This window comes from Halomonas sp. 3D7M, assembly GCF_014897885.1.
Taxonomy (GTDB): domain Bacteria; phylum Pseudomonadota; class Gammaproteobacteria; order Pseudomonadales; family Halomonadaceae; genus Vreelandella.
Genome location: NZ_JABUZF010000126.1, coordinates 1 through 1,044, shown reverse-complemented (window position 1 = coordinate 1,044; position 1,044 = coordinate 1). Strand labels below are relative to the sequence as shown.

Below are 1,044 nucleotides of genomic sequence, written 5' to 3'. Positions count from 1 at the left end.
AGAATTTTCCGTAAGCTAAACGCAGGGAGATTCTGCATGAAAAAATCACGTTTTTCTGACAGCCAAATACTGTCAATTCTCAAGCAAGCCGAAGGCGGCGCTCCGGTTCCAGAGCTGTGTCGTGAGCATGGCATGAGCAGTGCGACTTTCTACAAGTGGCGAGCTAAATTCGGCGGCATGGATGCGTCCATGATGGCCCGGTTGAAAGAGCTAGAGGATGAAAACCGACGGCTCAAGAAGATGTACGCTGAGGAACGATTGAAAGCGGACATCCTCAAGGAAGCCATCGAAAAAAAGTGGTGAAGCCGTCTCGACGCCGTGAGATGGCGCAGAAAGCCGTCAATGAGAAGCGCATCAGCATTCGACTGGCTTGCTGGATGTTCAGCATCAGCGAGACCTGCTATCGCTACCGGGCCAAGCTCAGCAGCGAGAATACCGAGATCGCCGACTGGCTAATCCGGTTGACCCATAACCAGCGCAATTGGGGCTTCGGCCTGTGCTTTTTGCACCTGAGAAACGTCAAAGGGTTTGGCTGGAATCACAAACGGGTTTACCGAATTTATCGGGAGCTGGAACTGAACCTGCGGATAAAACCCAAGAAACGCCTGGTTCGTGAAAAGCCGGAGCCATTGGCCGTGCCGGAAATGATCAATGACAGTTGGTCGATGGACTTCATGCACGACCAGCTCAACGATGGTCGCAGATACCGGCTGCTGAATGTGATTGATGACTTCAACCGCGAAGGCCTTTGCATCGAAGTAGACTTCTCGCTTCCGACAGAGCGTGTTATACGGTCACTGGAGCAGATCATTGAGTGGCGGGGCAAACCGCGCTCTATTCGCTGTGACAACGGACTACCTACGGAACCCGCTCAATACGCACACAAAATCTCACTTCGTGCTCGACATGGGAACACTTGCTCACTACTCAGGCTCATGCGTCGCAACCATATCTAAAGGGTGCTCACCATAGTGTACAAGGGTCCAAAAGGCCCAACAGGACTTAACAAAGCATTTTGGAACGTAAGCGTTCATTCCAAGGCGT

Annotated in this window: 1 pseudogene; it reads left to right on the top strand. The window is 51.9% G+C overall.

Going from position 1 to position 1,044, the window contains the following annotated elements:
- Nucleotides 1–36: 36 nt before the first annotated feature.
- A pseudogene (locus tag INT22_RS05790) lies at nucleotides 37–854 on the top strand (IS3 family transposase); the annotation flags it as partial.
- Nucleotides 855–1,044 lie beyond the last annotated feature (190 nt).